The 26,828-nt window shown below is 70.8% G+C and carries 31 protein-coding genes and 1 tRNA gene; 15 read left to right on the top strand and 17 right to left on the bottom strand.

Annotated features, from left to right (window positions below):
* The first annotated feature begins 80 nt into the window (after nt 1-80).
* Entirely contained in the window at nt 81-512 is a 432-nt protein-coding gene (locus ACIBTV_RS02255) for an ester cyclase (RefSeq protein ID WP_396701481.1), read from the top strand.
* Here ACIBTV_RS02255 and ACIBTV_RS02260 read toward each other — a convergent pair.
* Nucleotides 493-1,068 carry a Uma2 family endonuclease gene (locus tag ACIBTV_RS02260; protein ID WP_396701483.1) on the bottom strand — a complete coding sequence of 192 codons (576 nt, stop codon included), beginning with the start codon at nt 1,066-1,068 and terminating at the stop codon, nt 493-495. The genes ACIBTV_RS02255 and ACIBTV_RS02260 overlap by 20 nt on opposite strands.
* Nucleotides 1,069-1,163: 95 nt before the next feature.
* Between ACIBTV_RS02260 and ACIBTV_RS02265 the strand changes: the two genes are divergently transcribed.
* The 9 genes from ACIBTV_RS02265 to ACIBTV_RS02305 all read left to right on the top strand — a co-directional run bounded on the left by ACIBTV_RS02265 (nt 1,164) and on the right by ACIBTV_RS02305 (nt 11,413).
* A complete protein-coding gene (locus ACIBTV_RS02265; protein WP_396701485.1) occupies nt 1,164-1,790 on the top strand; it encodes a NuoI/complex I 23 kDa subunit family protein in 627 nt (208 codons plus the stop codon).
* Nucleotides 1,787-2,320: an NADH-quinone oxidoreductase subunit J gene (locus ACIBTV_RS02270; RefSeq protein ID WP_396701487.1), complete on the top strand. Its 534-nt coding sequence runs from the start codon at nt 1,787-1,789 to the stop codon at nt 2,318-2,320. Before ACIBTV_RS02265 ends, ACIBTV_RS02270 begins: the two co-directional genes overlap by 4 nt.
* The gene (gene nuoK, locus ACIBTV_RS02275) at nt 2,317-2,712 is read left to right on the top strand and encodes an NADH-quinone oxidoreductase subunit NuoK (RefSeq protein WP_396701489.1); all 396 of its coding nucleotides are present in this window, start codon (nt 2,317-2,319) and stop codon (nt 2,710-2,712) included. Before ACIBTV_RS02270 ends, nuoK begins: the two co-directional genes overlap by 4 nt.
* Nucleotides 2,709-4,673, top strand: coding sequence for an NADH-quinone oxidoreductase subunit L (locus ACIBTV_RS02280; RefSeq protein ID WP_396701491.1), 1,965 nt, complete (start codon nt 2,709-2,711; stop codon nt 4,671-4,673). The genes nuoK and ACIBTV_RS02280 overlap by 4 nt, the downstream gene beginning before the upstream one ends.
* Nucleotides 4,670-6,178 carry a NuoM family protein gene (locus ACIBTV_RS02285; RefSeq protein ID WP_396701493.1) on the top strand — a complete coding sequence of 503 codons (1,509 nt, stop codon included), beginning with the start codon at nt 4,670-4,672 and terminating at the stop codon, nt 6,176-6,178. The genes ACIBTV_RS02280 and ACIBTV_RS02285 overlap by 4 nt, the downstream gene beginning before the upstream one ends.
* Entirely contained in the window at nt 6,175-7,665 is a 1,491-nt protein-coding gene (locus ACIBTV_RS02290; RefSeq protein WP_396701495.1) for an NADH-quinone oxidoreductase subunit N, read from the top strand. The genes ACIBTV_RS02285 and ACIBTV_RS02290 overlap by 4 nt, the downstream gene beginning before the upstream one ends.
* Nucleotides 7,666-7,801: 136 nt before the next feature.
* Nucleotides 7,802-8,677, top strand: a complete 876-nt coding sequence (gene htpX, locus ACIBTV_RS02295) for a zinc metalloprotease HtpX (protein ID WP_396701497.1) — start codon at nt 7,802-7,804, stop codon at nt 8,675-8,677.
* 143 nt (nt 8,678-8,820) lie between these two features.
* The gene (locus ACIBTV_RS02300; protein ID WP_396701499.1) at nt 8,821-10,080 is read left to right on the top strand and encodes an MFS transporter; all 1,260 of its coding nucleotides are present in this window, start codon (nt 8,821-8,823) and stop codon (nt 10,078-10,080) included.
* A gap of 172 nt (nt 10,081-10,252) precedes the next feature.
* The gene (locus ACIBTV_RS02305) at nt 10,253-11,413 is read left to right on the top strand and encodes a hypothetical protein (RefSeq protein WP_396701501.1); all 1,161 of its coding nucleotides are present in this window, start codon (nt 10,253-10,255) and stop codon (nt 11,411-11,413) included.
* Nucleotides 11,414-11,597: 184 nt separating this feature from the next.
* Here ACIBTV_RS02305 and ACIBTV_RS02310 read toward each other — a convergent pair whose 3' ends face one another.
* The 12 genes from ACIBTV_RS02310 to ACIBTV_RS02365 all read right to left on the bottom strand — a co-directional run bounded on the left by ACIBTV_RS02310 (nt 11,598) and on the right by ACIBTV_RS02365 (nt 19,687).
* Nucleotides 11,598-12,623: a tyrosine-type recombinase/integrase gene (locus tag ACIBTV_RS02310; protein WP_396701503.1), complete on the bottom strand. Its 1,026-nt coding sequence runs from the start codon at nt 12,621-12,623 to the stop codon at nt 11,598-11,600.
* A gap of 203 nt (nt 12,624-12,826) precedes the next feature.
* Nucleotides 12,827-13,015 (bottom strand): helix-turn-helix domain-containing protein, encoded by a 189-nt coding sequence (locus tag ACIBTV_RS02315; RefSeq protein ID WP_278141757.1) that lies wholly within the window; start codon nt 13,013-13,015, stop codon nt 12,827-12,829.
* 22 nt (nt 13,016-13,037) lie between these two features.
* Nucleotides 13,038-14,828 carry a replication initiator gene (locus tag ACIBTV_RS02320; RefSeq protein ID WP_396701505.1) on the bottom strand — a complete coding sequence of 597 codons (1,791 nt, stop codon included), beginning with the start codon at nt 14,826-14,828 and terminating at the stop codon, nt 13,038-13,040.
* Nucleotides 14,828-15,094, bottom strand: coding sequence for a hypothetical protein (locus ACIBTV_RS02325; protein WP_396701507.1), 267 nt, complete (start codon nt 15,092-15,094; stop codon nt 14,828-14,830). The genes ACIBTV_RS02320 and ACIBTV_RS02325 overlap by 1 nt, the downstream gene beginning before the upstream one ends.
* Nucleotides 15,091-15,840, bottom strand: coding sequence for a hypothetical protein (locus ACIBTV_RS02330; protein ID WP_396701509.1), 750 nt, complete (start codon nt 15,838-15,840; stop codon nt 15,091-15,093). Before ACIBTV_RS02330 ends, ACIBTV_RS02325 begins: the two co-directional genes overlap by 4 nt.
* The gene (locus ACIBTV_RS02335; RefSeq protein WP_396701511.1) at nt 15,840-16,214 is read right to left on the bottom strand and encodes an RRQRL motif-containing zinc-binding protein; all 375 of its coding nucleotides are present in this window, start codon (nt 16,212-16,214) and stop codon (nt 15,840-15,842) included. The genes ACIBTV_RS02330 and ACIBTV_RS02335 overlap by 1 nt, the downstream gene beginning before the upstream one ends.
* Nucleotides 16,211-16,513, bottom strand: a complete 303-nt coding sequence (locus tag ACIBTV_RS02340) for a hypothetical protein (protein WP_396701513.1) — start codon at nt 16,511-16,513, stop codon at nt 16,211-16,213. Before ACIBTV_RS02340 ends, ACIBTV_RS02335 begins: the two co-directional genes overlap by 4 nt.
* Complete coding sequence (locus tag ACIBTV_RS02345) at nt 16,510-16,947, bottom strand: hypothetical protein (protein ID WP_396701515.1); 438 nt, start codon at nt 16,945-16,947, stop codon at nt 16,510-16,512. Before ACIBTV_RS02345 ends, ACIBTV_RS02340 begins: the two co-directional genes overlap by 4 nt.
* Nucleotides 16,948-17,036: 89 nt before the next feature.
* A complete protein-coding gene (locus ACIBTV_RS02350) occupies nt 17,037-17,246 on the bottom strand; it encodes a hypothetical protein (RefSeq protein WP_396701517.1) in 210 nt (69 codons plus the stop codon).
* A complete protein-coding gene (locus ACIBTV_RS02355) occupies nt 17,243-18,106 on the bottom strand; it encodes an FtsK/SpoIIIE domain-containing protein (protein WP_396701519.1) in 864 nt (287 codons plus the stop codon). Before ACIBTV_RS02355 ends, ACIBTV_RS02350 begins: the two co-directional genes overlap by 4 nt.
* 86 nt (nt 18,107-18,192) lie before the next feature.
* Nucleotides 18,193-19,134, bottom strand: a complete 942-nt coding sequence (locus ACIBTV_RS02360; RefSeq protein WP_396701521.1) for a hypothetical protein — start codon at nt 19,132-19,134, stop codon at nt 18,193-18,195.
* Between the two features lie 232 nt (nt 19,135-19,366).
* Nucleotides 19,367-19,687, bottom strand: coding sequence for a hypothetical protein (locus ACIBTV_RS02365; protein ID WP_396701523.1), 321 nt, complete (start codon nt 19,685-19,687; stop codon nt 19,367-19,369).
* A 171-nt stretch (nt 19,688-19,858) separates the two neighbouring features.
* On the opposite strand from ACIBTV_RS02365, the gene ACIBTV_RS02370 reads away from it, so the two are divergent.
* Nucleotides 19,859-20,617, top strand: coding sequence for a helix-turn-helix domain-containing protein (locus ACIBTV_RS02370; protein WP_396701525.1), 759 nt, complete (start codon nt 19,859-19,861; stop codon nt 20,615-20,617).
* A gap of 4 nt (nt 20,618-20,621) precedes the next feature.
* Nucleotides 20,622-21,092 (top strand): NUDIX domain-containing protein, encoded by a 471-nt coding sequence (locus tag ACIBTV_RS02375; protein ID WP_396701527.1) that lies wholly within the window; start codon nt 20,622-20,624, stop codon nt 21,090-21,092.
* On the opposite strand, the gene ACIBTV_RS02380 is transcribed toward ACIBTV_RS02375, so the two are convergent.
* Nucleotides 21,080-21,646: an HD domain-containing protein gene (locus tag ACIBTV_RS02380; protein ID WP_396701529.1), complete on the bottom strand. Its 567-nt coding sequence runs from the start codon at nt 21,644-21,646 to the stop codon at nt 21,080-21,082. The genes ACIBTV_RS02375 and ACIBTV_RS02380 overlap by 13 nt on opposite strands.
* A gap of 995 nt (nt 21,647-22,641) precedes the next feature.
* Between ACIBTV_RS02380 and ACIBTV_RS02385 the strand changes: the two genes are divergently transcribed.
* Nucleotides 22,642-23,061 (top strand): type II toxin-antitoxin system VapC family toxin, encoded by a 420-nt coding sequence (locus tag ACIBTV_RS02385; RefSeq protein ID WP_396702043.1) that lies wholly within the window; start codon nt 22,642-22,644, stop codon nt 23,059-23,061.
* A gap of 38 nt (nt 23,062-23,099) precedes the next feature.
* On the opposite strand, the gene ACIBTV_RS02390 is transcribed toward ACIBTV_RS02385, so the two are convergent.
* The 3 genes from ACIBTV_RS02390 to ACIBTV_RS02400 all read right to left on the bottom strand — a co-directional run bounded on the left by ACIBTV_RS02390 (nt 23,100) and on the right by ACIBTV_RS02400 (nt 25,292).
* Nucleotides 23,100-23,744, bottom strand: coding sequence for a hypothetical protein (locus tag ACIBTV_RS02390; protein WP_396701531.1), 645 nt, complete (start codon nt 23,742-23,744; stop codon nt 23,100-23,102).
* Nucleotides 23,744-24,568, bottom strand: coding sequence for a hypothetical protein (locus tag ACIBTV_RS02395; RefSeq protein ID WP_396701533.1), 825 nt, complete (start codon nt 24,566-24,568; stop codon nt 23,744-23,746). The genes ACIBTV_RS02390 and ACIBTV_RS02395 overlap by 1 nt, the downstream gene beginning before the upstream one ends.
* Nucleotides 24,569-24,797: 229 nt before the next feature.
* Nucleotides 24,798-25,292 (bottom strand): YajQ family cyclic di-GMP-binding protein, encoded by a 495-nt coding sequence (locus tag ACIBTV_RS02400; RefSeq protein ID WP_396701535.1) that lies wholly within the window; start codon nt 25,290-25,292, stop codon nt 24,798-24,800.
* Between the two features lie 149 nt (nt 25,293-25,441).
* On the opposite strand from ACIBTV_RS02400, the gene ACIBTV_RS02405 reads away from it, so the two are divergent.
* Both ACIBTV_RS02405 and ACIBTV_RS02410 read left to right on the top strand, forming a co-directional pair.
* Nucleotides 25,442-25,525, top strand: a tRNA-Tyr gene (locus ACIBTV_RS02405).
* A 489-nt stretch (nt 25,526-26,014) separates the two neighbouring features.
* The gene (locus ACIBTV_RS02410; RefSeq protein ID WP_396701537.1) at nt 26,015-26,761 is read left to right on the top strand and encodes a tyrosine-type recombinase/integrase; all 747 of its coding nucleotides are present in this window, start codon (nt 26,015-26,017) and stop codon (nt 26,759-26,761) included.
* Nucleotides 26,762-26,828 lie beyond the last annotated feature (67 nt).

Here is a 26,828-nt window from a genome sequence, read left to right on the forward strand (position 1 = left end):
CGTGGCGGGGATCCTGCTCCCCGCCCCATCATGGCGGATCTCCGGCCGGCCGGCCGGACGACGCTGGCTACGCTGCTCCGATGACCGATGTGGAGGCCGTCGCCCGGCGCTTCGTCGCCGACGTGTGGAACGCCGGCCGGGAGGAGTCCGCGTACGAGTTGGTGGGCCCGGAGTGCCCGGGGCTCGGCGGGACGGGCCCGGACGCCACGCTGGCCTGGCACCGGGACCGCCGGGCGGCGTTCCCGGACCTGCGCTACAAGATCGTCGACCTGGTCGCGGCGGGGGACCGGGTGGCCGTCCACTGGCGGGCGGCCGGCACGCAGGTCGGGCGGTTCGGCCCGGTGCCGCCGACCGGTCAGGTGGTCAGCTACTCGGGCGCGAGCTTCCTGCGCTTCGACGGGGCGGGCCGGATCGTCGACGTGTGGAGCTGCAACGAGCTGTTCCAACTCCTGCAGCAGCTCGGCGTCGAGATGATCCCGCCGGTCGGGGGTGTCAGCGGCGCCGGGGCGTGATCCGACTGACCGGCAGGTTGACCGGGAACGGCTCGCCGGTGTCGACGAACTTCGTCCACCGCCCCGTCTCGGTGTAGACCTCGTTCGCCGCGTCGATCCGGTAGGTGACGAACTCCAACCCGACGCCCTCGGTCTCGATCCGCCAGTAGAACGGGATGCCGGCCTGGGCGTAGAGCGTCGGCTTCAACACCCGGTCGATGGAGCGGGTGTTCGGGGAGACGATCTCGACGGCGAGGACCACCTCGTGCGGCTCGTACCGCGACGGTTCCCGCGCCGCGGCGGCCGCGGTCGTCACCAGCACGTCCGGGATGAAGGAGCGGGTGCGGTTGATCCGCACCTCGACCCCCTGGGTGACGTCGTAGTCGTCGGGGCACTCCGCTTCGAGCGCGACCATCAGCCGGCCGGCGATGGTCTGGTGCGTGCGGGTGGGGGAGGGGGACATCAAGAGCACACCATCGAGCAGTTCCCGGCGGTGGCCGTCCTCAGGCAGCGCGTCCAGATCGTCCGTCGTCCACCCACCGTCGGGCGGGTAGTCGCTCTGCAGCGCGGCGGTCATGGGCGGGTCCTTCCCGGTGTGTCGTTCTCCCCGCACCCACGGTACCGCCACCGGCCCTCGGGGGGTGGTCGCGCGCGCCCGGGGCACAGGGCAGGATGGTCGGCATGAGCGACCCCAGCGAGCACAGCGCACCGCAGGCCGGCGCCGGCGAGCGCGGGCTGCCCGGCGCGGGCCTGGTCAAGGGGCTCGCGGTCACGCTGAAGACGATGACCCGGCGCTCCACCACCCAGCAGTACCCGGACGTCGCCCCCGAGCTGCCGCCCCGCTCCCGCGGGGTGATCGCACTGCTGGAGGAGAACTGCACGGTCTGCATGCTCTGCGCCCGCGAGTGTCCGGACTGGTGCATCTACATCGACTCGCACAAGGAGGAGGTGGCGGTGCCCGGCGCCGCCCGCCCCCGGCAGCGCAACGTGCTCGACAGGTTCGACATCGACTTCTCGCTCTGCATGTACTGCGGCATCTGCATCGAGGTCTGCCCGTTCGACGCGCTCTACTGGTCGCCGGAGTTCGAGTACGCCGAGTACGACATCAAGGACCTGCTGCACGACAAGGACCACCTCGGCCAGTGGATGGGCACCGTCCCACCGCCGCCCGCGCACGACCGCAACGGCGAGCCGGCCAAGGAGGAGACCAGCGCGGCCCGGAAGGCCGCGGTCCCCGCCGCCCGGCCCACCGCCCCGGCCGTACGCCCCGAGCCCGCCCCCGGCGAGGGGACGCCGTGACCGGCGCGGACGTGCTGCTGGTCGCCCTCGGCGCGGTCGCCGTCGGCGCGGGGGTGCTGGTCGTCACCACGAAGCACCTGGTCCGCGCCGGCCTCTACCTGGTGGTCTGCCTCGGCGCGTTGGCCGGCGACTACCTGGTGCTCACCGCCGAGCTGGTGGCCTGGGTGCAGGTGCTGATCTACGTGGGCGCGGTCGTCGTGCTGCTGCTCTTCGCGGTGATGCTCACCCGGGCGCCCATCGGCGCCTCCGACGACCTCGACCGTCCCGGCTGGCCGGCCGCGCTCATCGGCGGCGGCAGCGGGCTGGGGCTGGCAGCGCTGCTGGTCGACGCGTACCGCTGGACGGCGGTGGACCTGCCGGAGGCGGGGACCGCCGAGCGGATCGGCGGGGAGATCTTCCGCAGCTGGGTGCTGCCGTTCGAGGTGCTCTCCGTGCTGCTGCTCGCCGCACTGGTCGGCGCCGTCGTGCTGTCCCGGCCGGACATCGGCCGGTCCGGCCCGGCCGGGCGGGGGATGGAGGCGCCGCGGTGAGGCCGGTGATCCCGTACGTCACGGCGGCGCTGCTGTTCGGCCTGGGCGCGTACGGCGTGCTGCGCCGCCGCAACGCGGTGCTGGTCCTGATGGCCGTGGAGCTGATGCTCAACGCGGTCAACCTGATCCTGGTCACCGCCGACACGACGGTGCGGGCGGTGCTGCCGCACAGCGGTCAGGTGTTCGCCCTGTTCGTGATCGTGCTGGCCGCCGCCGAGGTCGGGGTGGGTCTGGCCATCGTGCTCCAGCTCTACCGGCTGCGCGCCACCGTGGCCGTCGACGAGGTGCCGCTCGCGGAGCCGCCGGCCGTCGCGCCGGTGCCGGCCGCCGCCGTGCCCGCCGCTGCGAGTGGGGCGTCCGGCGGGCAGACCGGGCCGGGGGAGCAGCGGTGAGCACGGCCACGGTCCTCGGCGCGTTGCTGCCGGTCGTACCGCTGGTGGCGGGTCTGACCGGCCTGCTGCTGCCGCCGTCGCCGCGCGGCCTGGGCGGCGACGGCGTCGACGTCGAACAGCGTGCCCGGCGGGCGGCGATCACCCTCGGGGTGGCCGGCGCGGCCGGTGCCCTGGTGCTGGCGGTCGCCCTGCTGGCCACGTTGGACGGGCCGGTCGAGGCGTCCACCACCTGGGTCGACCTGGGCGGGCTCGCGGTCACCCTGGGCGTCCGGCTGGACGGCGCGGCGGCGCTGGTGGCCGTGGCGGTCGCCGCGGTCGCGTTGGCCGTGCAGGTCTACTCGATCGGCTACCTGAAGCGCGGTCCGCACGACGACGTGGACGTCGACCACCGCTACCCGCCGTACGCCGCCCAGATCAGCCTCTTCACCGCGGCGATGCTGCTGGTGGTGGTCTCCGGGGACCTGATCCTGCTGCTGGTGGGCTGGGAGGTGATGGGCCTCTGCTCCTACCTGCTGATCGCCCACGACCGTCGGCTCCCCGAGGCGCCGACCGCCGCGATGAAGGCGTTCCTCGTCACCCGGGTGGGTGACGTCGGGTTCCTGCTCGGCATCGCGCTGCTCGGCGTCTCCGCCGGCAGTTTCCGGATCGCCGACGTGCTGGCCCACCCGCACTCGCCCGGCATGCTGACCGCCGCCTGCCTGCTGCTGCTCGCCGGGGTGGCCGGCAAGAGCGCCCAGTTCCCGCTGCACACCTGGCTGCCCGACGCGATGGCCGGCCCGACGCCGATCAGCGCGCTCATCCACGCCGCGACGATGGTGGCCGCCGGCGTGTACGCGGTCACCCGCCTCTACCCGCTCTTCACCGCCGCGCCGGTCGCGTTGACCGTGCTCGGAGTGCTGGCCTCGATCACGCTGCTGCTCGGCGCGTTCGCCGCCACCGCGCAGGACGACATCAAGCGGGTGCTCGCCTGGTCGACGGTCTCCCAGATCGGCTACATGACCGGCGCGCTCGCGGTCGGCTCGCCGGCTGCCGCGCTGTTCCACCTGCTCACCCACGCGGCCTTCAAGGCGCTGCTCTTCCTCGCCGCCGGCGCGGTCATCCACGCGGTCGGCACGACGCTGATGTCCCGGATGGGTGGGCTGCGCCGCACCATGCCGGTGACGTTCTGGTGCACGGTCGTCGGGCTGGGCGCGCTGGCCGGGCTGCCGCCGCTGTCCGGGTTCTGGAGCAAGGACGGCGTGCTCGCCGTGGCGCAGGCCGCCGCGTTGGACGGCGACGGCCCGACCCCCGCCTGGGTGGGCTGGCTGGTCTGGCTCGCCGGGCTGGTCGGTGTCGCGGTCACCGCCTGGTACGCCACCCGCCTGCTGCTGCGCGCCTTCTTCGGCGACGCCCGCGTCCCGCTGGTCCATCCGCACGACCCGCCGGGCACGCTGCGTTGGCCGCTGCTGCTGCTCGCCGTCCCGGCCGCGCTGCTCGGTCTTGCCGGACTGGCCGGCGCGTTCACCGCCCGGCTGGTGACGGAGCCGCCCGCCACCCGGGAACACCCGTCGGATCTCCTGCCGCCCGAGCCGCTGGTCCACCTCACGCCGTCGCTGCTGCTGCCGCTGCTCCTGCTGCTGGTCGGCGCCGGGCTGGCCTGGGGCCGCTGGCGGCGGGACCCGGCCGCCGACCCGGCGACCGCGCTGGGCCCGCTGCGGCCGGTCCTCGCCCGCGCGTTCCGGCTCGACGACGTCCAGCACGCCCTCGTCGTACGTCCCGTCCGGGCGCTCGCCCACGTCGCGCGCACCGGTGACGAGGTGGTGGTGGACGGTGCTGTCGAGGGCAGCGGTCGGGCGGCGTCCGGGTTGGGCGCGGCGCTGGCCGCCCTGCACCGCGCCGCGCTGCCCCGCGCCGCCGCCGGGGTGCTCGCCGGGGCCCTGCTGATCGGCCTGGCCGCCGCCCTGATCGGAGCGAACGCATGACGGTCGGTCAGTTCCTGCTGGTCGCGGTGCTCGCGGTGCCGGCGCTCGGCACGGTCGCGGTGGTCGCGACGCGCGCCGACCGGGTGGCCCGGCTCGTCGGCACGGTGGCGGCGGGCCTGACGCTGCTCGCCGCGCTGCCGCTGGCCGCCGGGGACCGGGGCTGGTTCGCCTGGTCCGCCACCGCGCCGGCGGTGCGCCCGTGGCACCAGCTGGACCTGCCGTGGGTGCCCGGTCTGGACCTGCGCTTCCACCTCGGCGTGGATGGCATCTCCTACCCCCTGGTGGTGCTGACCGCCCTGCTGACCCTGCTCTGCTGCGGCTACACGCTCGCCCGGGTGCCGGCCGGCGGCAGCGGCCGCGCCCTGGTGGCGCTGCTGCTGGTCGTCGAGGTCGGCATCCTCGGCACGTTCCTGGCGCTCGACCTGGTGCTGTTCTTCCTCTTCTTCGAGGTCGTCCTCCTGCCCATGTACGCGATCATCGCCGGCTGGGGTGGCGAGGACCGGCGTCGGGCGGCCCGCAAGTTCGCGCTGTACACGCTCTTCGGCTCGGTGCTGCTGCTGGTCGGCGTCTACGTGGTGGTGTCGGCGGCGGGCACCGCCGACGTCGTGGCGTTGACCGGCGGCGCCGGGCTGTCCCGGGGCACCCAACTCGCCGCGTTCACCCTGCTCGCGCTCGCGTTCGCGGTGAAGAGCCCACTCTGGCCGCTGCACTCGTGGCTGCCGGACGCGCACACCCAGGCCCCCACCGTCGGCAGCGTGGTGCTCGCCGGGGTGCTGCTCAAGATGGGCACGTACGGGCTGATCCGGGTGGCGGTCGGGGTGGCTCCCGAGGGCGCCCGCTGGGCCGCGCCGGTGCTCGGGGTGCTCGCGGTCGCGGCGATCCTGGTCGGTTCGCTGGTCTGCCTCGCCCAGACCGAGCTGAAGCGGCTGATCGCGTACTCCAGCGTCGGGCACATGGGCTTCGTGCTGCTCGGGGTCGCCACGCTCACCACCACCGGCCTCCAGGCCGCGCTGATCGGCAACGTGGCGCACGGCGTGATCACCGGCCTGCTGTTCTTCCTGGCCGGAGCCGTCAAGGACCGTACGCACACCGGCGCGCTCGCCGACCTGTCCGGGCTGCGGGAGACCGCGCCCCGGCTCGCGGGGCTGCTCGGCTTCGCGGCGGTCGCGTCGCTGGGCCTGCCCGGGCTGGCCGGCTTCTGGGGCGAGGCGTTCGCGGTGATCGCGGCGGTCCAGGTGGGCGGTGCGCTCTGGACCACCCTCGGCGTGCTGGCGGCGGTGGGCGGGGCGCTCACCGCCGCGTACTTCCTGCGGCTGCTGCGTCAGGTCAGCCACGGTCGGCCCAGCCCGGCGGTGGGCCGGCTGACGCCCGGCCTGGCCGGCGCGGAGCTGACCGCGTGGACACCGCTGGTGCTGCTCGCGCTCGCCATCGGGCTGGCCCCGGCGCTGGTGCTGGGCGTGGCGGAGGCGCCGGTGGACGCCCTGGTGAAGGCGGTGTTCCGGTGAGCGCGGTGCAGAGCGTGGACAACGTGGCGCTGCTGCCGGCCTACCTGGCGGCGGGAACGGCCCTGCTGGTGCTCCTCACCGACCTGCTGTTCGCCCGGCCGCGCGCCACCCTCGCGGTGGCCGCCGTGGGCGCGGTCGCCACCGCGGTCGGCGCGGGGCTGGTCGCGGCCGGCGGCGAGCGGCGGACGTTCTGCGTCGCCGGGGACTGCTCGTTCGTGTTCGGGGACCGGGCGGGCCTGGTCGCGGCGGTGTTCGCGCTGCTCACGCTCGGGGTCCTCGGGCTCTCCGGCGGGCACCTGCGAGCAGGTCGGGCGCCGACGGGCGAGTACGCCTTCCTGCTGGCCTGTTCGATGACCGGCGGCGTGGTGCTCGGCGCGGCCGGTGACCTGATCACGCTGATCGTCGCCTTGGAGACGCTGACCCTGCCGCTCTACGTGCTGGTGGGGCTGCGCCGGGGCAGCCTGGCCAGCGCCGAGGCGGCGGTCACCTTCTTCGTGGTCAGCGTGGTGGCCACCACGGTCAGCCTGCTCGGCGCGGCGCTGCTCTACGCGGTCGGCGGCACCCTGCACCTGGGCCGGCTCGGTGTCCTGCTCGGTGAGCGTCCGGAGCTGCACGATCTGCCGTTGACCGCGGCGGCGGTCGCGTTGCTCGTCGTCGGGCTGGCGTTCAAGGTCGCGGCCGTGCCGTTCCACGCCTGGGCCCCGGCCACGTACGACGGCGCGCCCCTGCCGGTGGCCGCGTACCTGTCGACGGCGTCGAAGCTCGGCGGGGTGGTGGCGCTGCTCGCGGTGGTCGGGACGGCCCTGCCGGCGGACCGGACCGGCCCGGTGCTGGCCCTGCTCGCGGTGTTGACGATGACCGTGGGCAACCTGGTGGCGCTGCGCCAGCGGCGGACGGTCCGACTGCTCGCCTGGTCGTCGGTGGCCCAGGCCGGCTACATCCTGGCCCCGCTGGGCGCCCTGGCGCTCGCCGCCGGCCGCACCGGGGAGGCCCGCGCCGGCGCGTACGCGGCGGCCGTCGCGTACGCCGTCTTCTTCGTGCTGTTGGAGTTGGCCGCCTTCGCCGGGGTGACCGCCCTGCGCCCGGCGGACGCCGACGGCGGCGCCCTGGACGACCTGCGCGGCGCGGCCCGCCGCCGGCCCTGGATCGGTGCCGGGCTGGCGCTGGCCCTCATCGGGTTGGCCGGGCTGCCGCCCGGTCTGGCCGGCCTGTTCGCGAAGGTGACGGTGGTACGCGCGCTGCTGGACGGCGGGGCGGCCTGGCTCGCTTTGGTGGTGGCGGTGAACGCGGTGATCGGCCTCGCCTACTACCTGCGGGTGGCCGCGAGCCTGTACGCGCCGCTGACCCCCGAGGCGGCGCCGGTCAGCGTGCCCGGCGCGCCGGCCGCCGCCGCCCGGACGGTCGCCGTGGTGCTCGCCGTGGCGACGGTTGCCGCCCTGGTGGTCGGTTTCGCACCGCAGATCCTGCTCGACCTCGCCGCCCGCTGATCCGGCCCGTCGAGCCCTGCTCCTTCTCCTGGGTGCGCTCCCAGCGAACTCACAGCCATAGGACGGATGGTTGACGGGTACCGGAGTGTTGAACCGGTCGACGGGTCTCCTCGATCCGTACACCGAAGGAGTGATCGTGCACCACAACCGTCTGAAGACCGCCGCGCTGCTCGGCCTTCTCACCGCGCTTATCCTCGGGGTGGGCTACTGGTTCGGCGGCAGTGGCGGACTGGTCATCGCCGTCATCATCTCGCTGCTGATGAACGGCATCAGCTACTTCTACTCCGACAAGCTCGCCCTGCGCGCGATGCGGGCGCAACCGGTCAGCGAGGCACAGTTCCCCGAGCTGTACCGGATGGTGCGTGAGCTGGCGACCGAGGCGCGGCAGCCGATGCCCCGCCTGTACGTCAGCCCGACCGCGCAGCCGAACGCGTTCGCCACGGGCCGCAACCCGCAGCACGCCGCGGTCTGCGTCACGCAGGGCATCACCGAGATCCTCGACTACCGCGAGCTGCGGGGTGTGATCGGGCACGAGCTGTCCCACGTCTACAACCGGGACATCCTCATCTCCAGCGTGGCCGCCGGTCTCGCCGGCATCATCACCACCCTGGCCAACATCGCCTGGTTCATCCCGCTGACCAGCGGTGACGACGACGACGCGCCGAACCCGGCCGTGCTGCTGCTGACCATCATCCTGGGCCCGATCGCGGCGTCGATCATCCAGTTGGCGATCAGCCGGAGCCGCGAGTTCCAGGCGGACGCGTCCGGTGCCACGCTGACCCGCGACCCGCTGGCCCTGGCCAGCGCGCTGCGCAAGATCGACGCGGTGGCCCGCCGCCGGCCCCTGCCGGCTCAGGGCAACCTGACCAGCACGGCGCACCTGATGATCGCCAACCCGTTCTCGGGCGGCGGCATCGCGGCGCTGTTCTCCACGCACCCGAAGATGGAGGACCGCGTGGCCCGGCTGGAGCAGATGGCCGGCGCGGTCAACCCGGTGCAGTACCGGCGCTGACCCGCAGATCCCGACACCTCGCCCGCATCCGGTTCGCCGGGTGCGGGCGACGTCGTGTCCGGCGCAATATCCACTTCACCCGCCGGCCGCCCGGCGTTAGGGTCGAAACGGCTCATCACTCATTACAGCCCCTGGAGGTACGTGTGGCCGCGCTGCGCCAGTATCTGGGCGTCTGGCGGATCCCCGGAGCGCCGATGCTGCTGGTCACGGGCATCATCGGGCGGCTCGGGATCGGCATGACGCCACTGGCGCTCCTGCTGGTCGTCGAGCAGGTCACCGGGCGCTACTCGCTCGCCGCCGTCGCCGGCGGCATCTACGCCATCGCGGGCGCCGCGCTCAGCCCGATCGCCGGCCGGATCGCCGACCGCGTCGGCCCCAGCCCCGTGCTGCTCGCCACCGCCGTCGCGCACCCACTCGCCCTGACCGGGCTGCTGCTGGCCAGCCGGGCCGGTGCCGACGGGCTGGCCGGCATCTACCTCGCCGCCGCGGTGGCCGGCGCCACGTACCCGCCGCTGACCGCCGCGATCCGCGGCGCCTGGAACGACCTCACCGCACCCGCGTCCGGCCGGTACCACCTGCGCAACACCGCCCTGGCCGCCGAGACCTCCCTCTTCGAGATCGTCTTCGTGCTCGGCCCGCTGCTGGTGGCCGGCTTCGTGCTGGTCGTCGACGCGACCGCCGCCCTCGTCGGCGCCGCGGTCGTCACCCTCGTCGGCACCGCCGCCGTGGCCCTCGGTCGGGTCATGCGCGGCTGGCAGCCGCACGCGCGGGAGCACCAGGCCCGCGGCCTCGGCCCGCTGCGGGTCGCCGGCTTCCCGGCCCTGCTGATCTGCGTGGCCTGCCTCGGCATCGCATTCGGCGCCGCCGGCGTGACCGTGCCCGCCTTCGCCGGCAACGCCACCACCGACGACCCGGAGAGCCTCGCCGGCATCCTGCTGGCCGTCTGGGGCGTCGGCAGCGCCGCCGGCGGGTTCTGGTTCGGGGTACGCAAGCCCGCCCTGCGGATGACCCGCCAGTTCGCCTGGCTGCTCGCCGCCGTCGCCGGCAGCTTCGCCGTGTTCGCGCTGATGCCCACCCCGTTGGCGCTGGGCACCGCCCTGATCGTCGGCGGGGCCACCATCGCGCCCGCCCTCACCCTGGAGAACACCCTGGTCGGGCGGATCGCCCCGGCCGGCATGCTGAACGAGGCGTACACCTGGGTGGTCACCATGTCGGTGGCCGCCAGCGCGGCCGGGGGCGCGGTCGCCGGGCTGATCGTCGACCACGCCGGCGGCGTGCCCTGGGCGTTCCTCTTCGCCGGCGGCGCGGTCGCCGTCGGGGCCGGGGTCGCCGCGCTGCCCGCCGGGCCCATCGCCCGCGCGGAAGCCTCCGCCGTACGCCTCGAAGAGCCCGTCCCCGCCTGACAGCCGCGTTCGGTCTGCCGCCCTGCCGTCGGCCTGCCGCGTGCCCGCTTGCCGGCGTCCACCGGGCGCGGGGAGGGGCAGGCCAAGATCACGATTTGGCTCCGGCCGTTGACGGTCCAGTTGATCTGTCGTGTGCTGTGCGCGGACAGAGGTCCGGATCGGGGGAACGACGATGGAAACCGCGGCACCGGCACCGGCACCCGTTACGCCGAGACCGCAGCGACACCGTGCGTGGTGGCTGGTCGCGTCGGCGGTCGCGCTCGTCGGAGTGCTGGCTCTCGGGGCCGCCGGACTGACGGTCTGGCGGATCAGCGCCACCCGGACACCGGCGACCGCCGCCGCCCCGGTCACCGTCCCGGAACCCCTCGCCGGGCTGCCCGACCGGCTGCAGCCGCCGGCCAACCCGACCGCCCTGCCCAGCGGCCGGGCCGTGGGACGGGGAGCGCTGCTCTACCGGATCGACAATCCCGACGACTTCGACGCAGCGACCGGCTCCTTCGCCCCACAGCCGATGTATCTGGTGACCGCGTCCGGTGAACAGTTCGGCGTCGGACTGGCGGCCCGGGTCGGCGAACTCAGTCAGGCGCTCTCCCCGGACGGGCGGTGGTTCGCCCACCGCCGGGACGGACAGTGGTGGATCCGCGACCTCACCGGGACCGCCGAGTTGGCCGTTCCGGTCGGGTACGAGCTGCGGCTGTGGTCGACCGACGGGCGGGCGGTGCTGCTCGGGCAACGCTCCGGCAGCGGCGAGGCGTACGCGGCGTTCTCCCTGCCGGGAGGGCAACTCCGCACGCTGGCCCTACGCGGGATGGGGAACCGCCGGCATGTGGCCTTCCTGGACGGGCGTGAACTGGCCACCACGGAGTTCACCAACGCTCCCAACCCCCGGCCGTACCGTCAGCTCACCGTCGCGATCCAGGACGTTGACGGCCGCACGGCCCGCTCGGTGTCGGTCGCCACCACCCAGGAGGTGGGCCCCGGCGACCTCCGCAACGCGCCCGTCCCGCTCGTACGCGGCGGCGGTGACCCGCCGACGATGTGGGCCATGGTCGTGGGGACCGAGGTCCCGGCCGGGAAACCGGCGGGGACGGAACCGCCGGTGACGTTGGTCGGGGTCGACCTGCGTTCCGGCCGCCCGGTCGGCCGGCTCGAACTCGCGGTGCCTCAGGACCGCGAGAGCGAAGAATTCCTCGGCCTCGCCGGCACCGCGATCCTCCTGCAAAGTCACACGACGAACGGCAGCCAGCTGGTCGCCGCCGACCCGGCCACCGGCCAGCGTCGCGTGCTGACCACGCTGCCCGACCCGGCGCGGGTGTTCATCCCAGGCGAATAGGGCCGGAACCTGCACGCGGGCCGCGCAGGCCGTCACCAGTGCTGTCGCAGGACGATCGGGGCGACCAACGACGGCACTGGTGACGACGCCTGATCAGGCGGCAGGCGCCGTGCGCTGCCTAGCGGTAGTTGGTGAACTGGTGAGAAACCACCTGCTACCAGCGAAAACGCACCCATGATCGCCGCTAGGCCGTCGCCAGGCCGTCCGAGGGTAAGGCTAGTACCTTGTCCACGGCTCGACGCGTGCGATCCTCGCTGGTCGGCATGAGGTGGGTGTAGGTCCGGAGGGTGAAACCCGGGTCGGCGTGGCCGAGGTATTCCGACAGCGCCTTCACGCTCTCCCCAGCATCGAGCAGGACTGAGGCGTAGAAGTGCCGCAGGGCGTGCATCCCGGTGGCCCGGGAAGACTGGATACCGGCAGCCGTCAGGGCGGGATGCCAATAGTCCCGGTTGAGCGTGTGGCGGTCCAGGGCGACGTTCGTCCGACCGTGAACGACCAGGTTGACGGTCACCGGAGGACCGCCCGGCGTCTCCCACGGCAGCGTCACCGGAACCGGGGAGAACTCTTCCAGGTGACGGGTGAGGGCAGCGCCCACCGAGGCGGGCAACGGGATGTCCCGCGTCTTACGACCCTTGGGCAGCGCGTAGACCAGGCGGCTACCCACGATCTTCAACTGCCGGACCACGTGCAGGGTGCCCTTGAGGAAGTCGACGTCGTCCACGGCCAAGGCCAGCACCTCACCCTGACGAAGCCCGCAGCCCGCGCCTAGGTCGACGGCGACTCGGTAACGCGCCGGCAGGCCGGCTCGGATGGCGAGCACCTGCTCCCGGGACCAGGGCACCACCTTGCGGGGCGGCACCTTCGGTGGCCGGACCGTCTTCGCATGGCACGGGTTTCGAGGGATACGGCCGTCATCGACCGCCGCGTTGAGGATCGTGGCGACGTTGCTGTAGGCGACGACCCGGTAGGTGACCGCCAAGCCGAGCTGTTGCAACGAGCGGTCCAGCTCCCGCAGGTGGGCCGGCAGGATCGCCGCCAGCGCCCGGCCACCGAGGTAGGGGAAGATGTGCCGACGCAGCCGCCGCTCCGTTACCTCCCGAGTCGACTCGTCGAAGGTCTGTGCGGCCAACCACTGCTCCGCATACTGGCGGAAGGTCACCTTGCCGGCGGCAGGATCGATGTAGGCACCGCGCAGCTTGTCCGACTCCACCGAAACGAGGAACGCCTCAGCAGCCCGCTTCTCCTTGTCGGGGAAGGACTTCGACCGCTCCCGGCCATCCGGCGCGATGTACCGAACCCGATAGCGGAGACCCTTCCCGTGAAGCGGTGTCTTGACCCGCTCCGACTTGCCATCCGGACGCGGAACAGTCTTAAACCAGCGATCTTCAACGTGGGCCAAAGCTCGTCCTCCCCTCAGGCTGCGGCTTGCTGCTCGAACCAGGCCCGGACGGCATCCGGGTCATAGCGCAGATGGCGGCCGACGCGTCCGGCGGGTGGACCGATGCGGCGTTTGCGCCAGGTGTAGAGGGTCTGGACCGGGACGCCGAGGTAGGCCGAGACGTCTTCGACGGTCCAGAGCTTGAGCGGTTGGGCGGTGGTCATGTCGTCTCCCGTGATGGAGGGGTCAGGCGGCGGCCGACACGGTGTCGGCCGGGGTGGTGGCGTGTTCGTGGGCGAGTTCTTCGCGGCCGGTGGTGTGTCGCTCGCGGGCGAGGGCGGCGGCGGTGTTGGCGAGGAGGGCGTCTCCGGTGGTGTGCCAGCCGACGCCGGCGAAGGTGAGGGTGCCGACGATCAGCGTGGTGTCGTCGTCGAGGTGGTCGACGGCGCGGAGGGTGCCGGTGTGGTCGTCGGCCTGGTGGTGGTGTTCGTGGCGTCGGTAGGCGACGCGGGTGTCCCGCAGGAGCCGGAACGTGACGGAGTAGCGGCGGCCTTTGGTGAGGAAGTGGCCGCCGAAGCCGAGCATGTGCGCCCACCGCCGCAGCCGGGCGTAGGGGTTGGTCGTCGCTGGTTTCGTCGGTTCGGTGTCAAGGCTGGCTTGACGGTGGGCGACGCAGGTGGGGCAGGCCGGGTAGCGGGTGTGGGTGCCGCAGTCGGGGCACTGCCACCGGTCGACGAAGCCGGGCCGGGGTCGGTGGTCGCGGGGCCGCTCGGACAGGGGCCGGGGTGTGCTGGTGGGTCGGCCGATGCGCCAGCAGGCGTCGATGAGGCGGGCGGTGTGGTCGCCGTCGGGGTCGGCGTAGTCCCCGACCGTGTCGGCGTTGAGACGGGTGGAGGTGTGCCCGGTGGCCTCGGTGCTCTTGGTGGCGTACTTGGCAAGGTAGCCGGCGACCATGCCATCGGTGACCTCTCCGTCGGTTCCGGTGGTGATCGGTCGTAGGTCGACCTGGTCGCCCCAGGTGATCGGCCACCCGCCGGGCTGGTCGGGGTGGGCGGGGGTGTGGAACGCGATCTGCGCGGCGGCGTGGCGCAGCGCGTCGACGAGGTCGTCGATGGTGAACCCGGCCGGCGGGGGGACGACGGCGTCGGGGTCCTGGCCGTTGACGCCGTCGAGGCGGGCGATGGCGTGGAAGTGGACCGCTCCCCGGGCTTGGAGTTCGGCGACCTTCCCGGGTGAGAGCCGCACCGGGGCGACCGTCCGTGTCTTCCCGGAGGCGGTGACGACCTCAACGCGGGGGATGCCGCGGCGGCGGGCGAGTTTCGCCAGCCACCGTTCCGCGGCTTGCTTGGTGCGGTGCCACAGTTCGCCGGAGAACAGGTTCCAGACGACCTGGTGGTCGTGGTCGTAGCAGTCCAGGCACAACGGCTGCCCGAGCACGGCGTCACCGGCTTCGTGGCGAGCCCAGCAGACGGCCGGGCGGCCGTGGGCGCAGACGCCGGTGTCGCGGCGGGCGTGGCACGGCTCCGCACGGCAGTCGCAGCGCTTGCGACTGCGGCAGGTGTGCCGCTTCACCACCCGGTTGTGAACGATGCCGAACGACGGCGCGGTGAAGGTCGCGAACACCGCCGGATGCTCCGAGACCGTCTCGGGGACGCCCTTTCCGCCGACCAGCCCGGCGCGTAGAAGTTGGAAAGCGTCGCGCTGGTAGGTGCGGGCACAGGACGGGCAGACCCTCGACCGGCGGTTGCCGCAGGCGGTGTAGATCGCGGCGTCGGGCATGCCGTCGGTGTGCCGCTGGTCCAGGACCCGGCCGGTGGCGGGGTCGACGGTGTAGAGGCTGCCGGCGAGGCGGATGGGTCGGGTGCAGCCGGCGGCGGCGCGGACGTGGTCGAGCCAGCCGAAGTAGTCGGGTCGGGTGGCGCGTTCGAACGCGGACCCGGCCGCCGTGTAGCCGTAGACGGGCGCGATGGTGTCGGCGTTCGAGCCCACCCCCCGGGCCTTGGAGGCGCGGGGGGTGAGGTCCAGCGTCGAGGCCATCAAGCCGCGATCCCGGTGTGGGTGCGGGTGGTGATGGTGTTCTCTCGCACGATGGTGCGGCAGGCGCCGCACTGGCGGTGGGCCGGCTCGTGCCGATGACAGGGAATCGTGGTGGTCACCTGGCCGCAGCGGATGGTGACCGGGGTCCGGCAGGGTCCGCCAGGGATGACGTCCAGGAGCACCCGGCGGGTGTCGTAGGGGTGCGGGTCCGGCTGGGCCGGGCAGGTGTGCAGGACGTGAACGACGTCAACGAGGTGAATCGTCATCGGGCACCACCGGCCAGGGTGGTGAGGATGTGCCCGGCGGTGGTCGGAGTGACGTCGAGCCGGTCGGCCAGCTCGGCGGCGGTGATCGGGTCGCCGGTGGCTTGTTCGTGCTGCACGGCGGCGAAGCGGGCCATGGGCAGCAGGTGGGTAGGGACGTCGACCGGCTCGGAGGCCGGCACGGTGACGGGCACCGGGTCGACAACGGCCGGGGTGATGGTCGGCTCGACGGTCGGGGCGGGTGCCGGGGTGATGGCGGCCGGCGCTTCGGTGGTGACCTGCTCGGCCACGTGAACGCGGATCGGCTCAGCCGGCGCAGCGGCCGGTGGAGTGCCGTCCCGGGCAGGGGCCGGGGTGGGGGCGAGGACGAGTTTGACCAGGGCCATGAACGCCAGAGCGGGCACGGCGGACAGGAGCCAGCCGGACGGGCCGGGCTTGGCGACCGCCAACTGAGCGGCCAGGGAGAGACCGGCAGCGGCGACGAGCAGGAACAGCGGATAGCCGATCGCGCCACCTGACCGGCGGCGTCGGCGGATGCTCAACAGGGCGGCGATGGGGACGAGTTCGGAGATGACCGCGTTGGCCCAACCGAACCAACCCGGCGTGTTGGCCGGGCTGTTGGCCATCGTCCAGTCGTGAACGTGGGTGAAGGAGGCGGCACCGGCGAAGCCGGCGACGGTGAGCAGGATGAGGACCAGGACGACACCCTCCACGCGGGTGCCCCGATTGGTCGTGGTGGTGACGGTCATCAGTGGCCTCCGTGGCAGTCGAGGCAGCAGCCGTAGCGGCGGGGGATGTAGTAGGGCTGGACCAGGCCGCAGACGCGGCAGGTTCGGCGGGCGAGCAGGGCTTTGGCGATGGCCTCCCGCTGCGCCGGAGTAGCCACCCGCTTCGGTTTGGCGTGGTCGAGGCGGTAGAGGTAGGCGATGCGCTTGCCGCGCCGCCACAGCAGTTGCGCGACCGGGTCGTGTCCTGCGGGGCGGAGGCCGGCGGCGCGTAGTTGGCGGCGGGTGGCGAGGCCGTCGGGGGCCATGCGGTAGGGGAAGGTGGGGAACCCGTGCCGGATGCCGAGCGGGTCGTAGAAGCGGACCTGTAGGCCGATGTGGTCAGCGAAGTCGGTCACGGCCGGTCACCGCCCCAGCGTTGTTGGGCGGCTTGGCGGGAGATGCCGAGGCGGGCACCGATCTCGGCCCAGGAGTAGCCGAAGGCCCGCAGGCCGATGACGGCTTCGCCGATGGCGTCGTCGAGGTTGGCCGACAGGGCGACCAGGTCCCGGAGCGCTTCCACGTCTCCGGTGGCGACGCGGCGGCCGTGAGCCCGGATGATCCGGCGGGCGAAGGCGGCGAACGAGGTGTTCTCGACGATCTCCCGGCGGCGCTGCTGTCGAGGCACCGACGTCAAGGTGTGCTTGACGGTGGTCATCGGTTGTCGCCTCCCTGGTTGTGGAGGCAGTCCCAGTCGTCGGCAGCCGCGTGCAGGGCGGTGATGACCTGCTCGGCGGTGCGGGCGGGGTCGTCGTTCCAGGAGAAGGGCCAGGTGTGTTCCTCGATGAGGAAGCCGTCTTCGTCGGTGTAGGAGAGGGGTTCGTAGGCGTCGAGGTAGTCGACGAACGCGCCGAGGGCGGCGAGGGTGTCGGTGCGGGCGTCGCCGTCGAGGTGCAGGAAGTGCGTGACCCGGTGGCCGGTGCAGGCGATGCCGATGGCCCCGGCGACGCAGGCCGGCGGGGTGGGGGTGTCGGTGGTGGCGTAGTAGGTGCCCTGGTGCCAGCCGTGCCGGCGCAGGTAGAGGGCGGCCATCCGGAGCAGGTCAGCGGGTGTGACCTGCACTGCGGTGGGTGGGTTGTGGGTAGCCTTCATGGCAGCCACGTCCTTTCGGTAGGGCTGTTGGCGGGAGGTCGGCAGGACCAGCTCTGCTGGCAGGCGAAGTCCTGGTCCTGTCGGCCGTTTCAGTGGGTGCGCAGCCGCAGGTAGCGGCGGTGGCGGGTGTCGTCGCCGCCCATCGGTTGGGGTGCGGAGACGAAGACGAGCCGGCCGGTTCGGCTGGCGGCGTGGATCATCACGGCGATGTCCTCGGGACTGCCGATGACCCACAGTTCGGTGTATTGCGCGGCCCGCTGCTGGTTGGCGCGGGTGTAGGTGCGCTCTCGGGTGGTCATGCGACGGCCTCCCATTCGGTGGTGGTGCCGGCCGGCGCGGTGGTGGGTCGGCGGATCCAGGCGGCGTAGTCGGCGATGCCGGAGATTTGGGTGTCGGTGAGGTAGGCGACCTTGATGCGGCGGGGGATGCCGCCTTCGGCGATGAGGTAGGCCGCGCCCTGGTTGGTGGGTGCGATGTCGGTGGCCGTGTAGCCCTGCTCGGCCCAGCCGTGGCCGAGGACGATGTTCGAGCTGTTGGGGGTGGTGCAGCGGAACGCGGCGCGGTAGCCGAACAGGTCCCGCAGGCTGGTGGGGATGATGTCGAAGGACGGCCGCTGAGTGGCGGCGACCACGGGGATGCCGGCGGCGCGGCCCCGGGCGACGAGGTCGCGCAGGAGGGCGACGAACTCTTCTTGCTCCTGCTTCGACCCGACGGTGGCGGAGTAGTAGGCGATTTCGTCGACGAGGACGGTGATGACCGTCAGGTTGTCGGCGGCGGTGAGTTTGCGGCGCCCGTGGGCACGGAGCCAGGCGTAGCGGTTGTTCATCACGACCTGGAGCCGCCGCAGCACGGCGAGGGCTTCGGTGATGTCGGGGCCGATGAAGGCGTCGGCGACGTCTTCCCACTGGCCGAGTTCGACGAGTTTGCCGTCGAGCAGGACGAGTCGGGAGTCGACGGAGAGGGCGGCGTGGGCGGCGATGCCGTTGAGCAGGCCGGATTTGCCGCCGCCGGGTTCACCGCCGGCGAGGAGGTTGCGGTAGGCGAGGGTGATGTAGACGGGCTGACCGAACTCGTCGATGCCGATGAAGATGGGGTCGAACATCGACAGGCCAGGTCCCACCGGAACCCCGGAAGCGGGGGCGGGAATCGTGGTGGCCATGAGGTGCCCTCCTTGGGCGTGAAGTGGGCGCGAGGAGCCACACGAACGAGCCGCAATGGCTCCTCGCGTCCGAGGTTGGGTGTGGGTCAGATCCAGTCGGTGACGTCGTCGGCGGCGTCAGCCGACGAGGAAGCCGCGGGCTTGTTGCCGTTGGCGGTGGTGGCCGGCTTCTTCGGGACCGGCTTGCCCTGGGTCGGGAGGGTGATCGTCGGTGCGTCGACGTCCGGCAGGTCCAGGGCGGTGGGGACGACCGGGATGGGCCGGTCGGTGGTGGGGGTGTCGGGGTTGATGACGTCGGCCAGTGGGGAGGCGACGTCGGCGGTGAGGACTTCCCGGCGTTTGATGTCGAACCGCAGGTAGGCGGCGTTGCCGTCGGAGGCCCGCTCGATCAGCGCCGAGGCGGCGTGGCAGGCGACGGCGATCTTGTCCAGACGCCCTTCCAGGTCGGCCAGGGAGAGGCCGGGGCGTAGGTAGACCCAGACCCGCTCACCCACGGGGGTGGGCTTGGCCCAGAGGATCAGGGGGAGGGTGCCGGACTGGTTGGCGATGATGAACTGCGCGAAGCACACGCGCAGCCGGTGCCGCACGAACAGGCACATCCCCCAGGCGAGAATGGCCCGGCGGGACGCCGGGATCGCGGCGGGGACGCCGACGACCAGGGCGACCACCACACCGGTGACCAGACCCGACGTGTGGTTGGCCAGCTGCACCCAGAAGGTGAGCAGCCCGATGGTGAGCACGATTTCCGTGAACCACCACCACAGCCGTTGCAGCACCGGCCAGATCCGGACCAGGACCCAGGCCATGCCGCCGGTCGGCACGCCGATCAGCCCACCGAGGATGAGGGCGAGGATCGGGTGAATGGAGGAAGCGGCCACCACGGCCGCGAGTAGGCCGACGATGACCGCCGTCAGGATGAACGCCAGGCGAGCTTTCCTGGCCGAGGAACGGTGAACCCTGGTCTCGATGACCGTCACCGTGCCGCTGGACTTCCGCCCGAAGGAGCGGCGGGGGCTAGACTTGGACACGACGAGTCCTCCCAGATGATGGGCGGGATGAGTTGGAGGGCACGGGGTCGGCAGATGTAGGAGTCGGACCGACCCCGCGCCAGCTCTTGCAGGGTTTGCCACCACCGCAGGTGGTGACCAGACCGGGAATGTAGGAGTCGGAACCACTCCCGGACCGTTGGGGTTCAGCGGACCATCAGGCCGCGTTGAGGTGAGACACCGCAGGCTTCACGCAGCACCCTGCGCGAGAGACCTACTTGGCCGCCGACGTACCCGTCTTCGGCTTCAGCGAGATCGCACGGAACGCGACGCCGTTACGCCCGTTGGTCGCCCACGGGATGGCCTCCAACTGCTCGACCTCGATGAGCTGCCCCACCATCACGCCCGGCTTCTCACCCGCCGTGGTGATGGTGATGACCTCACCGCCCGTCTCGTCGAGCACGAAGACCTGGGTGGACCACATGAGCCGGCCCGTTCCCTTCTCCGACCGCTGACTGCCGTTCTGGTCGTTCTTCGGCTCCGGGTCCCTCGACACCGTCACCTGCTTCGCCTTGGTGTCCACGTACAGCTTCACAACAGACCTCCTGTGTCTCGGGTCGTCTTGAGCACATCCCCTGTGGACTTTCGCTCGTGACCTCTGCCAATAGGCTGCCGGTTTGGCGAGGACGAGCCACCCGACGACGTAGACAACTAGGGACGTCTTGGCTATGGTGAATGCGTCCTAGTCGTCCCTTGGAGGCTTCCGATGCCGAACGATCGACTCCGCGACACCATCCTTCGCAATGGGATGACGCCTGCCGTGATCGCCGAGAAGATCGGCGTTGATCCGAAGACCGTGGAACGATGGATCACCCAGGATCGGACGCCCTACCCGCGCCATCGACACGCGATCGCTGCTGTCGTTCGAGAGAGCGAGTCGTATCTGTGGCCGAACGCGGTGGCTCCCGAGAAGGCGTCGAAGATCGGGCAGAGCGAGATGGTCCAGCTCTACTCGCGACGTTCATCGGTGCCGTACGAGGTATGGCGGCGGCTGATTGATCGGGCGGAAGAGCAGATCGGCATCCTGGCCTATGCCGGCCTCTTCCTGGTGGAGCAGGATCCGAAGATCATTGACACTCTGCGCCAGAAGGCGCTCGACGGTGTCTCGGTGACGGTGCTCCTTGGCGATCCGACGAGCCCCGCGATCGAGCGGAAGAGTGTGGAGGAGGGCGCGCCGGGGGTCATGGCGGCGAAGATTCGCCAGGTGCAGGGGTACTACGACCGCCTTGAAGACGTGCCTGGCGTCACGGTCCGCTACCACGACACAACCCTCTACAACTCGATCTACCGGTTCGATGACGAGATGATGGTCAACATGCACGTACTGGGGTTCCCCGCTCCCCACGCTCCTGTGATGCATCTCCGCCGGATATCCGGCGGTGACCTGTTCGGCACCTACGCGGACAGCTTCGATCGGGTCCTGTCGGGCTCGCGGCCCAAGACGTCGAACGAGGTGGCAGCCTAGACGCATGGCGAGGACCGAGCATTACCACGACCCAGAGGCGCCGAAGGCCAACAGCATCGTTGTGGCGGTCTCCGTGTTCGTGCGTGACGAGCTCGGTCGTGTTCTGCTCATCCGGCGGAGCGACAACGGGCTATGGTCGCTGCCGAGCGGAGGGCAGGAGATCGGGGAGACGGTAGCCCAGACGGCAGTCCGGGAGACTCGCGAGGAAACCGGGATCACGGTCGAGGTAGCAGGGTTGGTGGGGGTCTACTCCGATCCTGGACACGTCATCGCGTACTCCGATGGCGAGGTGCGGCAGCAGTTCTCTCTGTGCTTCCGGGCTGTGCCTGTCGCCGGAGAGCCGACACCGAGCAGCGAGTCAATTGATGTCCGCTGGGTGCAGCACGACGAACTGGGCGACTACGACATCCACCCGTCGACCCTGCTGCGCATCCAGCACGGCTACGAAGAGCGCGCTGAGCCCTACATCGGTTGAGGAAGTCGCGCCGTCAACCGCTGCTGAGTGCGACGAACCGCGGCAACCATCTCCGGCTCAGCGCGGATGATGAAGCGCGTCACGAGGTGATCCGGACCGTAGCGAGACCGAATCTCCGCCAGCCGGTCCAAGACCTCGAAGTCCTGACCATCAGGGCCCGTCGTCATGTCCGAGAAGCACAGGGCATCAGCTACCGGGGAATCCTCCCGAGGGAACTCGGCGACCAGGACGTCATGCAGGCCCCGCGCTTCCGCTTCCAGCCAGGCGCAGGAGTGATGGGCAACCAGGCCGGCGATCCTGTCGTCGAACTGCTCCCGTCGCAGCCACCTCCCGCCATCGAGAGAGTGGAAGCCGGTATCGACCAAGTCAGGGCTGTACCCCACATCGTGCAGCCACGCGGAAGCCACCAACACGTCACGATCCTCGGGCGGGACGGCAGCGCTGACGGTCTGAGCCTTGGCCGCAACCGCACGAACGTGACTCCACCTCCGAGGCAACGGAGCTTCCAGCTTGCGGCGTGCGATCTCCCGGGCGACATCGACGAGGGTGGCCATGTGCTCAGCCTACGGAGCACCCCCGACTCCCACCATCCGGCGGACGGACCAGCAGGTGGCGGCCGTCTGCCGGCGAAGTGGTTCAAACTTTCTGTACGTCTTCAAGGCGGCCCTTGACGGGCCGCACGCGCCGCCGCCTGGGCAGGCGCCGGCCGCTGCCGCTGTCGCTCTGCGGCCGTCACGCTTGATGCCCGGCGGCTGGCGCGGAGAGCGGGGAGCCCGGAGGGCCGCCGCAGAAGGACAGGCCGTTGACCGGTGCAGTGGTGGGCCGGCACCCGGCCGGGCCGCGCGGCCACGAGCCCGCGCGACGTAGGGGAGCGCACGCCGGCCGCGCCGGCCAACTGGCGGCGGTCACGGGGTTGCCCTTAGGGCGCCTCCGGCGGGGGCGCTCCGGCTCCAGGATGGCCGAAGGTCGTAGGCAGCCGCCGGGTCCGTGGATGGTTGCGGTAGGCCATCCCGCCTGCCATCGACCCGGGCAAGCCGAGCAGACCGCCGCCCGACCCGCCAGCGTCCGTACGAGCCGTCAAGGTCCGCTTGACATGGCGGGCCGGGCGGCGGCCCGCTCCCCAGGAGGGCGGGTCGATGGCAGACGGGATGGCGATACCGGTGTCCTTGTGCGTGCACACATGTACGCCCACGTCGCGATGGCGTTACGCTTACACCATGCCTCAGAGGAAGCAGCAGCCGGCGCCGACCTCCCGTAGGTCCGTCGTCATGCGCGCTGCTAAGAGTGGCGCTCGCGTCACGAAGTCTGGCGTCTGGTCGAAGGCCAGGCGCATCGATGAGGTGACGAAGGCGGCTGCCCAGCGAGCCCAGGAGATTCGGGCTAGAGCAGACGCGGCACGCTCTCGGACACCGGACGCCGAGAAGGTCAGCCTGCCCGGTTTTGTGGGGATGCTGCGTAGTGGCCGCGCCGATCTTGCTGCTCGTGCCAAGGACATCGTTCGCGGCACTGAGACTGAGAGGTGACCGCTCTCAAGCCGCGGCCTTTCGTGGTGGTTGACACAGGACCCTTGGTCGCCATGATCGATGAGGACGACGAACATCACGCATCCTGCGTTAAGTGGCTTGAACTGGCGTTGCGCGAGCGGCGGACGTTGGTCATCCCGGTTCCAGTAATCACCGAAGTTTGTTACCTACTCAAGAGGGCAGTGGGCAGCGAGCACGAGGCAGCTTTCCTTGAGGAAGTAGCGCGCACTCCACCACACTTCCGCCTGTTCTATCCCGGTCGAACCAATTTTGCACGGATGGGGCAGCTCGTGCGGAAGTACGCGGATCTGCCCTTGGGCGCGACGGATGCTGCCGTGATTGCCTCAGCGGAGCACTTCGACACGACCGAGATCGCAACCATCGACGGACGGATGGCGGCCACTGTCAAAATCCGGGACCGCTTTCCGATCACTGCAGTGCCCTAGCACGCAGGTAGTGATGCAGCTAGGCGCCCCGTCGAGTCTCAGGCACTTCTTCTGTCGTTGGCCCGCCGGAGTCCTTCCCTCGTGTCTCTAAGCACCTTGAGAAGTTTCGCGCGCTGCTCTAGGTGCCACGCTGAGTGACCAGCGAGCTGAACCGAGCCAATCAGTCCCCAAACACCTATGAAGATCGAACTCCCGAAGACGCTCCAGCGAGCGAGTCGCCAATACCACTGTGAGGTTTCGGGGAGCGTTGGCCAGGCCAGGGCGGCCAGCAGGGAGACGAGGACGCCGATGGCGCACACCCAAATCACGATCTTGTAAGGCCGCGACACTGCTCGCAACCCGCCGGTGGTTCGTTCCAGGACGACTAGATACTCAGGGCTGAGGAGACTAACCAGGATCGTGTGGGCAGCCATCACGATGCCAGTCAGTGTCGCAAGCAAGGCTGTCACCGCTAGGAGGATCGTGCCAGCTTGGGCGGCGGGTTTGTCTGCGAAGGTCACAAGGGCGCCTGCGCCGACACCAACAGGAATGGCGAGCATGAAGTCGATGGAGAGCAGCACGGCGCCGAGGCGGGTGTGCGCGAGCCGCGACCAGGTCGCTCTCAGGCGCTCCCGAGCGGCAGGGGACTCAGCAGGTCCGTCGCGGCCGTTGGGGATAGATCTATAACCGTCGTCCGTAGTCATCACGGCTCCTCGGTAACCTCAAGCATCCCTAGTTCCATGATGAGCACGTCCACCGACACTTCACCATCGGCCTCTGCGGGCACAGTTGAAATCGGGCTTTCGCCGTCAAGTTCGCTAGCCCAGACAGTTTCGATCGTTTCGCCATTAACCCGGCGCTCGCCGGCTGCAACGGCGTGACCGTAACCACGCATGACGTGGTCGAGCATCTGCTGAGTCAGTTCGACGTCCGTGTCGATCCGCTCCCCCCGAAGGTCAAGGGTGGCAACGTCGAGGTGAAGGCCTTCGATCAGGCGTTCGACCTCAGGGCGGCCTTCGTAGTTGGGGTTGGGGCGCTCCAGGTGAAAACGAAGTCGCTTGACGTTCTCAACGCTCCGCTTCCAGTCACCAAACGACTGAGCCCGTGTGAGCGCGACGATGTCCCACTCGCGGGCACCTGTCGCTTGTCGCAGTATGTCCAACATTGCCCCGGTAAAGGAGGTGACGCGGATGTCCTGCTTCCGGGTTTGAAAGATCAGAGCAAGGTCCGCGAGCCGGATCGCAAAAGGCGTGGCAAGCCCGCCGGGGACATCGGTGTGCTCGAAGTCCTGTTCCTCTTCGTCCCACAGGTCGACGCCGGTACTGGACTCGAAGCCCAAACGCCCGTGAAGAAACCCGTCGACCTGGTGCACCTGCCCGAGTCGCCAGAGTCGTCGGTAGCGAATCGTCTCTGCCCCCGGCACCAGTGCCGCAGCGACCTCTTCAGCGGGCGTTCCAAAGACCGACCCCTGCTGAGGAGGGATGATCCTGGCACGAGCCAATTTGCCAACGTGATTCCGAGGACTCATCCGGGCGATCTTAGGCACGGTGTTGATCTGCCGCTAGACCTGTCAGTCGTCAGAAAGTTGCCTGCTGTGATGTCCGGCAGCATAGGGCTAGGTCCAGCAACAAGCCGCTCTAGGCCGTCGCCAGGCCGTCGGAGGCCAGCCAAGGCCAGCCAACGATGACCATTGGCGACGACGTTTACGCAGGTCGCATAGAGTGATCGATCTAATGACCTGGGGTGGACCGGTTGCCTTACCTGTAGTTGGTGAACTGGAGGGCCACCCCGAAGTCCTCGCCCTTGAGCAGCGCGATGACGGCCTGGAGGTCGTCCTTCTTCTTGCCGGTGACCCGCAACTGGTCGCCCTGGATCTGCGCCTGGACGCCCTTCGGGCCCTCGTCGCGGATCTTCTTGCTGATCGCCTTGGCCTTGTCCGAGTCGATGCCCTGGATGACCTTCGCGTCGATCTTGAACACCTTGCCCGACGGGCGCGGCTCGCCCGCGTCCAGCGACTTGAGCGAGATGTTCCGCTTGATCAGCTTCTCCTTGAAGACCTCCAGCGCGGCCCGCACCCGCTCCTCGGTCTCGGCCTGGAGGCCGATCGCCTCCTCACCCGACCAGGAGATCTCAGCACCGGTCCCCCGGAAGTCGAACCGCGTCGCCAGCTCCTTCTCAGCCTGCCGAAGGGCGTTGTCGACCTCCTGACGGTCGACCTTGCTCACGATGTCGAACGACGGGTTGGCTGCCATGCTCATGCTCCTGCTGTCCGGCGGTCATCTGGCGTTCCGTCGCCCGCTGACCAGCGGTACGACCCTCTGACGGTACCCGGTTGCGCCCGTGCCGGGTGGAGCCGCTATTCTTGCTTCCGCCGCCGCGTCACGACGCGGTGGGGTGCCCTGGCGGGTTGCCCGAGCGGCCAATGGGAGCGGACTGTAAATCCGTCGCGAAAGCTACAGAGGTTCGAATCCTCTACCCGCCACCAGGTGCGACAACGGCCCCTGACCAGCAGAGATGCTGATCAGGGGCCGTTCTTGTTTGTCCGGCGGGGTCCGGCTCGGTCCAGCCGTTGACGACTGGTTGTGGGCAGATGGTGGGCGGGTCGATCTTGCCGCTGAGGGCTCTCCTGGGGCCGCGAGCCGGGGCTGGTGCTCTGGGTTGGCCCAGCGGAGTTCGTGCGTGTAGCGAGCGGCTGAGGGTTCTGCGGCGAGTTATCGCCGGCTGCATGTCGGGGACCGGGGGCAAGCCAGTCCCGGGGTTGGACTGGCGCGGCAGTCGGAAGCCCTGATCGTCGGCGAGGCCGACCGGTTCGGCTTCCGTACCGCCTAGCCGCGATCCTGCCGCCGGCCGGATCAACAGACTCGGGGCGGCGGTCCGGCGGCAGTCGGTGGCTCTCCGCCCCGGCGCCGGAGGCGGCCGGGGCGGCTTGCCGCCGGCCGGGTCACCGCCCCCGCGCCGCGCGGAGCGCGGTGCCTTGATCGACCGGCGGGTAGTGGCGAACCCGGCCCAGGTCGCCGCGCTGCTGGAGGCGGTGAAATCTCTCGGCAAACGGGCCGACAAGGTGACAGCCTTCTTCGGCTGCCTCTACTACGCGGGGATGCGCCCCTCAGAAGCGGCCGACCTGCGGCGGGAAGACTGCGACCTGCCCGGCAGGTGTGCCGACTGCGGCGCTGACTTCGACGACCTGGCGGCGGTCCAGCCATCCCGGTCCTGCGACCACGAGAAGATCGAATTTCGCTGGGGGCGCCTGGTGCTCGCAGGCACCTCGCCGCGGGCCGGGTCGCACTGGACCGATGACGGCGGCTCGCACGAGCGGCGGGGACTCAAGCACCGGGGGCGGCAAGAGACCCGGACCGTGCCGATCCCGCCCCGGCTCGTCGAGCTGCTGTGCGCCCACGTCGAGAATCACGGCGTCAGCCCAGACGGGCGCTTCTTCCGTGGCCTGCACGGCGGGCCGCTCTCCGAGTCGGTCTACGACCGTTGGTGGAAGCTCGCCCGGGAGCGGGCGCTGACCGAGACTCAGGTCTCGTCGCCGCTGGTGCGCCGCCCGTACGACCTACGGCACGCGGCGGCCTCGCTCTGGCTGAATGCCGGCGTCCCGCCGACCGAGGTCGCCCGGCGCCTGGGCCACGGCGTCGCCGTCCTGCTCCGGGTCTACGCCAACTGCATCGACGGCGGAGGCGACACCATGAACGACAAGATCGGCGATGCTCTCGGATGAGGTTGCTGCGGACCTCAGCTGCTCGCGGGCGTCCTATTGAGCCTAGCTGTGGACGAGGTGCGCTAGA

Origin of the sequence: Micromonospora sp. NPDC049366 (assembly GCF_044466625.1) — a bacterium.
Taxonomy (GTDB): domain Bacteria; phylum Actinomycetota; class Actinomycetes; order Mycobacteriales; family Micromonosporaceae; genus Micromonospora.

Coding starts and splice junctions, on each gene's coding strand:
- ACIBTV_RS02355 (WP_396701519.1), bottom strand. CDS start 18,106: ATGGCCACCACGATTCCCGCCCCCGCTTCCGGGGTTCCGGTGGGACCT.
- ACIBTV_RS02320 (WP_396701505.1), bottom strand. CDS start 14,828: ATGGCCTCGACGCTGGACCTCACCCCCCGCGCCTCCAAGGCCCGGGGG.
- ACIBTV_RS02265 (WP_396701485.1), top strand. CDS start 1,164: ATGGTCGGCATGAGCGACCCCAGCGAGCACAGCGCACCGCAGGCCGGC.
- ACIBTV_RS02255 (WP_396701481.1), top strand. CDS start 81: ATGACCGATGTGGAGGCCGTCGCCCGGCGCTTCGTCGCCGACGTGTGG.
- ACIBTV_RS02345 (WP_396701515.1), bottom strand. CDS start 16,947: ATGAAGGCTACCCACAACCCACCCACCGCAGTGCAGGTCACACCCGCT.
- ACIBTV_RS02305 (WP_396701501.1), top strand. CDS start 10,253: ATGGAAACCGCGGCACCGGCACCGGCACCCGTTACGCCGAGACCGCAG.
- ACIBTV_RS02395 (WP_396701533.1), bottom strand. CDS start 24,568: ATGAGTCCTCGGAATCACGTTGGCAAATTGGCTCGTGCCAGGATCATC.
- ACIBTV_RS02370 (WP_396701525.1), top strand. CDS start 19,859: ATGCCGAACGATCGACTCCGCGACACCATCCTTCGCAATGGGATGACG.
- ACIBTV_RS02380 (WP_396701529.1), bottom strand. CDS start 21,646: ATGGCCACCCTCGTCGATGTCGCCCGGGAGATCGCACGCCGCAAGCTG.
- ACIBTV_RS02260 (WP_396701483.1), bottom strand. CDS start 1,068: ATGACCGCCGCGCTGCAGAGCGACTACCCGCCCGACGGTGGGTGGACG.
- ACIBTV_RS02400 (WP_396701535.1), bottom strand. CDS start 25,292: ATGGCAGCCAACCCGTCGTTCGACATCGTGAGCAAGGTCGACCGTCAG.
- ACIBTV_RS02375 (WP_396701527.1), top strand. CDS start 20,622: ATGGCGAGGACCGAGCATTACCACGACCCAGAGGCGCCGAAGGCCAAC.
- ACIBTV_RS02350 (WP_396701517.1), bottom strand. CDS start 17,246: ATGACCACCCGAGAGCGCACCTACACCCGCGCCAACCAGCAGCGGGCC.
- ACIBTV_RS02390 (WP_396701531.1), bottom strand. CDS start 23,744: ATGACTACGGACGACGGTTATAGATCTATCCCCAACGGCCGCGACGGA.
- ACIBTV_RS02330 (WP_396701509.1), bottom strand. CDS start 15,840: ATGACCGTCACCACCACGACCAATCGGGGCACCCGCGTGGAGGGTGTC.
- ACIBTV_RS02325 (WP_396701507.1), bottom strand. CDS start 15,094: ATGACGATTCACCTCGTTGACGTCGTTCACGTCCTGCACACCTGCCCG.
- ACIBTV_RS02285 (WP_396701493.1), top strand. CDS start 4,670: ATGACGGTCGGTCAGTTCCTGCTGGTCGCGGTGCTCGCGGTGCCGGCG.
- ACIBTV_RS02315 (WP_278141757.1), bottom strand. CDS start 13,015: ATGACCACCGCCCAACCGCTCAAGCTCTGGACCGTCGAAGACGTCTCG.
- ACIBTV_RS02340 (WP_396701513.1), bottom strand. CDS start 16,513: ATGACCACCGTCAAGCACACCTTGACGTCGGTGCCTCGACAGCAGCGC.